The organism is Crinalium epipsammum PCC 9333, from assembly GCF_000317495.1.
GTDB classification, from domain to species: domain Bacteria; phylum Cyanobacteriota; class Cyanobacteriia; order Cyanobacteriales; family PCC-9333; genus Crinalium; species Crinalium epipsammum.
The window spans coordinates 1-4,488 of sequence record NC_019756.1 but is presented as its reverse complement, the minus strand read 5'-3'; the positions used below and the strand labels follow the sequence as shown (position 1 = coordinate 4,488).

Below are 4,488 nucleotides of genomic sequence, written 5' to 3'. Positions count from 1 at the left end.
TAAACTATTTTTGCTTTGCTGTCTAAATAATAACAGATGATAACAAAATTTTAAAATTAATACTTTTGTTATCATCTGTTATCAAACTGTAATCTTTGCGAAAGTTAGTTTATTCTACTAACCTATACTTCTTCTCCTTCCGTTTCCAGTCAAAATACAGATGCCCTTCATCAACCTCAGCTTGGCTATCCTCACCGACTAAATCGCTTGGTTCCTGCTCTAACTCCTTAAGGTACTCCTTCAAAACTCCACCAGTGGCGATCGCTCTAGTCTTGTGCATCTGCCGCGTCAGTTCTAAAAACCATTCCCTATCAGCCACAAGGTCTGATTCCTTAGTGCAGTACTTCAGTAATTCAGGCACTAAACTAGCAGGGCTTTGACCCTTCTTAATCGCCTGTACGTCTAATACTGGGTTGTAGTCAATCCGCAATGACTGTCGCCACATCTCAACCCATTCATCCTGCCTGATATAGTTTTTTCCGAAGTAGCCAGGAGCAACCATTAACAAGCAATGGAAATGAGGATGAGCCGAACCATCTTTACCCCTGGTGACTTCAGTTGACTTAATCCAGCCAATTGCAGGGAAAGCTTTTAACTTGGTCATACGCTTGAATGATTCGTGCATATGCTTAAGTGTTTCCCTTAGCTCTGTTATCTTGCAGTTACGCAGTGTCAGGGTAAGAAATAACCAGCGATGAGTCGGGTACTTCTTGATAATCCTGGGGAGAATCTTATAAGCTTTAGCTTTCCACATTAGCGATCGCCTCCATTGGCAGACCGGACAGTGACGAACGCGGCAAAATCTAGCTGCTGCTAATTTAAGCTTATATACTCCCTCATCTTGATCTGGCGTTAATCTGAAGTCCAATAATTCTGAACAAAAATAAGCGCGATCGCTGTAACCTTGAAATTCACTGCCAACATAATATGCTGATACTTTATCGGCGTTACTCCTATGTTTATCCCAAGGCTTGTCACGAGATGACAAATCGGATAAACTAGGAGCATCAGTATTTTTTTGCTCCGTGTCTGTTTGTTCAGGCAAAACATAGCCCGTTGATTAGTGTGCGTGTGGTAACCTCACTTTATCAACGGGCTAATTGTTTGTCAATTCACCGTGATTTGCGCTACATCCCTTGTGGGGATTGGGATAACGGTGCAGCTTACGCCGCCCGTTATCCCTCATAATTCAAGTGAAGGCGGAGCTAACGCCTCGCTTAATTATCAATCCCCGTTCTTGGGCTCCTTACCCTTCTCTTTGCGCTCCAAGTTGTCTATAACATCCAAAGCATTTTTGGATACTACGGCTGTAGCAGACGCTGCCTGAAATAATAAAGGTAAAGAATTTTTAAATCCTTCTGCTCCTACCGATACACCAGCAAGAACAGAAAAAGCAAGAGTTACTAGCCCAACTAAAGCGACTTTAGAGAACTTAGTCATTGTCAATTACCTAATCCTTATTGAGAATGGCTGATTACACTCACCTTGCCTCACGACAAATATGAGTGAGCAATTCTCTCCTACGGATTGTCTCTTGACCGACTTTGTTTAGTCACTTATCAACCTGCCAAGTTGGGTTTTGATTCCATCTAACAATTTAATCAATAAAGATGGAAAGAGCAACAAAAATATATCCTAAGTAGTGGCTTAGTTTATATTTTTCTGAAGGCAAATTAAATATCGTCGCTCCAGCTATTCCACTTGCCCCGTCGTAAGTGAGGTTCATCCCCAGGTAAAGCTAATCTCAATATTTCCTGCTTATCCATCGTTCGCCAATCTTCAGGGCTGATTGAAGCTGCATAAGTTTTGTAGAACAAGTCTCGCTTTTGTTCAATACTTAAAGGTGGCTCACCAAAAGCATCACGAAAAAAGTCATTGAGAGCCAACTTGGTAAATGACTTCTGTAAAGCGATCGCTGCTTTTCTCTTAGCTTGAACACCATATATGATGCAGCAGTTAAAATCATCTAAATTAATAGTCGTATCTTCAAACTGATTTCCTTGGTTTGACTGACCGAGGACTTTTTCAATATTCTCGCTGAATCCTATACCCTCCAAGGCTTTAGCTGTACGAGGAGTTTCTCCAGTAACAGCATCTCGTAACCATCGATCGCTATAACCTAAAATACGACTAGCTCCAGCCAGCCCAATTCTAAATTCACCATCAGGCATCCGATAACCGTCAACGGTCAAACCATCAAAAAATTCAACTGTTGCTCTTTCTGCTTTAATGGGTTCTTCCATGTAGAGATTTCTAAACTACTATCTTTAAGGCTACAACCGACGCGCCATCGGCAATCAAACAATCCCCCGCCCACTTATTATCTCGTCTGCCACTTCATGTCAAGGGATGTCGCTAACTGGCTGTAGAGAATTTGGTTGCCCTTCGGGATCGCTTCGCTCAACCAAATTCAACAGCCCTTAACGCTCAAACCCTTGACACAAAGCTTCGGCAGACTGAGGAGTGGTGGTCACGGGGGATTATTTATATACACTGACTCTTAACTACCACATCTCCCTGTAAAATCTCTCGCAAGCATCATTAAATCTTGAACTCAAATCCTCTGGCGTTAGCTCTCCCCAAGTCCTTGCTTCATCCATAATTTTGATGCTACCTATGGTCAACTCAGGGTAATCACTAGATGCAACGTTATATATAATGCTCCGTATTTCCCAAGGATCATCATTTTCGTCGTGAAAAATGAAGTTGTCGTAGGCGAACTCAACACCGTCAGTATCCGTGTAATACACCCTTTCTATGCGGTTAAATCTTAGCATGGCTTTAACTGTTAAAGCTTGAAACAATATTGATTACATTGATAATAGCTTGATAACAACTTAAAGTATATGTTATCTTAATGTTATCTTATCCTGATAACAGCTATGCCTAGTCCTTTTTTCTCTGGTCGTATACCTGAAGATCTGAACGAACGTATTCAGCAGCACTGCGCTGAAACTGGAGAAAGTAAAACTCAGGTGCTTCTAAATGCTCTATCTAAGTATTTAGACTTTCCTATTAAGCCTCCAGCAACTACGGGCATATCCACAGAAAGGTTTAGCCAGCTTGAGCGACGGGTGACTGAATTAGAGAAAAAGCTAGAAATAACAAATGTTAGCAGTGCCGATAACAGTATGGCTGAAGTAGATAGAGTAAGTGATAACAACAATAATTTAGTTGAACAGCCTGATAACAATTTGATTAAAGAAAATGAGACAAGTGGTAACAATGCAGACGCAGTTAAAGAACCTGATAACAGCGATAACGCTGATAATCAAATTGTAAGGTCAATTAACGGGGATCGAACCCAACTGTCTATTTCAGGTATTGAGCAGCAGCCAGTTGAAGTTAACCAGAGCGATCGCAAGCCTTGGATTGTTAAGACTAACGATGCTCCTAATTTACCAGGATTAGAAAAAATGGATAAAAATAAAGTATCTCAGAAGTTGAGAAATACCAAAGCTGCTGAAAAAACAGAAGTCAGGATTGGGCAATACCTTTTAAGGTATTGCGGCAAAGAAGAAGGAATTAAAGTTAGAGGATCGTTACTCTGGGAAGTTATACCAGACGATAACACTTGATAACATACAGCACAAAGTTATCGCGTTAGTAATTATTCCCTGAAATCACTAACCTGATAATTCATAACAGCAGCAGCAAATTTGACAGCCTCGACAGGCTTTTTACTTTCATACTTAATTTGAGCTTCAGCTATGCGTTGAATCATTTCAATCTTTTTTAAAGAATTCTGCCCAAAATGATCACGGTTAAGCGCACTTTTACCAATTCCAAGAATTTCCTTAATTGTTTTTGATCTTTTACCAAACAGCGCAAAGTTAAGAGTATCAAAGGCTTCGCAATAGTTTTGGCTAGGATATTTTTCTTGTCTAGGATGCTCAAGATAATACTGTTTAATTGAATCACCCATAAACCAAAACGTTTCTTTAGTCAGCATCCTAGCTTTTAACCAACTTTGACGTTCCTCTTTTTCAAACCTTATTCCAAAAGCATCACAAAAAAGCTGATGTAAAGATAAACCAGCTAGAACATCTCTAAATTCTTGAGCCTTAACATTGCCCTTTCGGTCTAATCTAGCTAGTAAAACTTCAAAGGTTTTTAAAGAAATAGCATTAATAGGCTTAGGGTTGAACTCGGTTTTTAACTTGACAAAATCTAATTTTACGTGGGACTGGAAACCCGTGTTAATAAAAGCTTCTAGCTGTTTTGAGCTTCTATTTGGTGGGACTAGATCAATGTCAGCCATCTGGGGAACAGCAATGTAAAAATTGCCGTTTTCGTCCATTAACCCATCAATTACCAGAAAGCCTATATTAACGTCTGTTACTTCCGCAGACAAAACTAAGGTTGTCATTATGTAATCCTAACTTTTCAAATACAGTTTTGTTTTTAAAACTATCAATCTTTTAACTTTACTTATTTTAACTAATAAATCTTTTATTCGCACTAAAATAAAAAGCTTAGTTAATGGCT

Annotated in this window: 5 protein-coding genes; 1 reads left to right on the top strand and 4 read right to left on the bottom strand. The window is 39.6% G+C overall.

Annotated elements, in window-relative coordinates:
• Window positions 1-109: 109 nt before the first annotated feature.
• The 3 genes from CRI9333_RS24520 to CRI9333_RS24510 all read right to left on the bottom strand — a co-directional run bounded on the left by CRI9333_RS24520 (window position 110) and on the right by CRI9333_RS24510 (window position 2,243).
• The gene (locus tag CRI9333_RS24520) at window positions 110-1,045 is read right to left on the bottom strand and encodes a protein rep (protein ID WP_015205648.1); all 936 of its coding nucleotides are present in this window, start codon (window positions 1,043-1,045) and stop codon (window positions 110-112) included.
• Between the two features lie 179 nt (window positions 1,046-1,224).
• Window positions 1,225-1,440: a hypothetical protein gene (locus CRI9333_RS24515; RefSeq protein WP_015205647.1), complete on the bottom strand. Its 216-nt coding sequence runs from the start codon at window positions 1,438-1,440 to the stop codon at window positions 1,225-1,227.
• A 233-nt stretch (window positions 1,441-1,673) separates the two neighbouring features.
• The gene (locus CRI9333_RS24510) at window positions 1,674-2,243 is read right to left on the bottom strand and encodes a hypothetical protein (RefSeq protein WP_015205646.1); all 570 of its coding nucleotides are present in this window, start codon (window positions 2,241-2,243) and stop codon (window positions 1,674-1,676) included.
• 639 nt (window positions 2,244-2,882) lie between these two features.
• Between CRI9333_RS24510 and CRI9333_RS24500 the strand changes: the two genes are divergently transcribed.
• Entirely contained in the window at window positions 2,883-3,578 is a 696-nt protein-coding gene (locus CRI9333_RS24500; RefSeq protein WP_015205644.1) for a hypothetical protein, read from the top strand.
• Between the two features lie 32 nt (window positions 3,579-3,610).
• Here the strand turns inward: CRI9333_RS24500 and CRI9333_RS24495 are convergent, their stop codons facing one another.
• On the bottom strand, window positions 3,611-4,369 hold the full coding sequence (locus CRI9333_RS24495; RefSeq protein ID WP_015205643.1) for a hypothetical protein: 759 nt from the start codon (window positions 4,367-4,369) through the stop codon (window positions 3,611-3,613).
• Window positions 4,370-4,488 lie beyond the last annotated feature (119 nt).